Genomic DNA, 1,735 nt, shown 5'->3' with positions numbered 1-1,735 from the left:
AGGATTCACTTTATGTTACGGTCTGTTGATTTGCTCGCACTCTCCAAGAGAGTTACTTTGTCACAGGGCTTCAACCTTAGGATTTCTCCACCAGTTGCCTGTCAGCTACCGAGCGTCTTGGCACTTACTCGGGTTGGACTTGCACCAACTAGCAGATAACAGCTTAGCTGGGCACGCTTAAAACAAAATGACAGGGCTAAAATGAACTTTTCAATTTTAGCCCTGTCAATTATTCCCCTTTGTTTTCTTAAGCTTTTCTATTACTCATAAAATTCTGCATCCCATGATTCGTCAATTTCGACGCCCATCTCTGCAGCTGCTTTTTTGTTAATAAGTAGTTTTAGATTTTGTGGATATTGAACAGGTAATTCAGATGGCTTTTTCTCCCCTTTCAATATTTTCACTGCCATTAACCCTGCTTCATATCCAATATCAAAATAGTCAAAACCGTAGGCAGCAAATCCTCCTTTACGAACAGAATCCAGCTCTCCGACAAACAATGGCAAATCTTTATCTTGTGCCACTGAAATAACGGATTCTAATGCTGATACTACTGTGTTATCAGTAATTATATAAATGACATCTGCTGATCCAACTAGCGATTCAGCCGCTTGCTTAACATCTGCAGATGTAGAAACTGATTTTTCAACTAGATTTACTCCTGTACCGTTAAGAGCCTCTTTTATAATTTGAATTTGAGCTACTGAATTTTGCTCACCAGCATTATAGATGGTACCGATATTTTTCACATCAAAGTTTTCTGTAATAAACTTCACAGTATTTGGAATTGCATCTGGATGTGTGTCAGTTGTTCCTGTAACGTTTCCACCAGGATTGTCGAACGATTGAACTAACTCAGCACCAACTGGGTCGGTAACAGAGGTAAATACGATAGGTATATCTTTCGTATTACTTAATACTGCTTGAGCACTTGGAGTTGAATTTGCAAAAATTAAATCTACATCTGAATTGGCAAGATCCTTACCAATAGTTGCGTTTGTATTCATATCCCCTTGAGCGTTTTTAATATCATACTCGACTTTTAACCCTTGATCCGCCAACGCTTTTTTAAATCCTTCAAAAGCTGCATTTAAAGAGTCGTGTTCTACAATTTGAGTAACACCAACTTTATAAGTTTTTTCTTCATTACCCCCTTTGCTGTCTCCCCCGTTGTCACTTTTACTAGATTCAGAGGAGCCGCAGCCGGCAAGTATTAATAGCAAAGATAGAGATGCTATTAATAGTAATTTTAACCTTTTTAACATGATTTCTCCCCCTTGTTCAACTATCTTTTATTATTGAAAAATATTGTAGCTATTTAGATTATAATTATATAATTAACAGAATTTCAAGTATTTTTTGAATAATAAAAATATATTATACTAATTATTAATTTTAAAAGATATAATTCTATTTTCATAAAAAAGTATGTCATTAGTCCGAAATCGGAAATTTAAGATTCTACAACTATGACCAGAAATTAATTTTTAAATCTTTCAAATAAGTCTTTTGTTCTAACTATTCAATCATTCGGTTTCGTACTGTTTTTATTTTTTTGAAGCACATGAATATGCAATCAATGAAGCCGGCAATAAATGTTGGCAATCTCAACATCAACATCAACATCAACATCAACTTTCACTTTCACTTTTATTCCTCCTCGTATAGTATTTTTAGAATCCTCTTTTGAGGTTTTTTCCAGTTAGATTTTTTGTTCTTTGATAACTTCATAGGT

1 protein-coding gene is annotated in these 1,735 nt (G+C 34.6%); it reads right to left on the bottom strand.

All coding sequences use genetic code 11. The features are described 5' to 3' along the window. Positions 1 to 260 precede the first annotated feature (260 nt). Complete coding sequence (locus AC3ASS_RS14100) at positions 261 to 1,265, bottom strand: ABC transporter substrate-binding protein (RefSeq protein ID WP_488284139.1); 1,005 nt, start codon at positions 1,263 to 1,265, stop codon at positions 261 to 263. Between the last annotated feature and the right edge of the window lie 470 nt (positions 1,266 to 1,735).

The sequence above is a fragment of the Bacillus sp. JST-5 genome, assembly GCF_057747715.1.
This window is presented reverse-complemented; position numbering and strand designations above follow the sequence as displayed.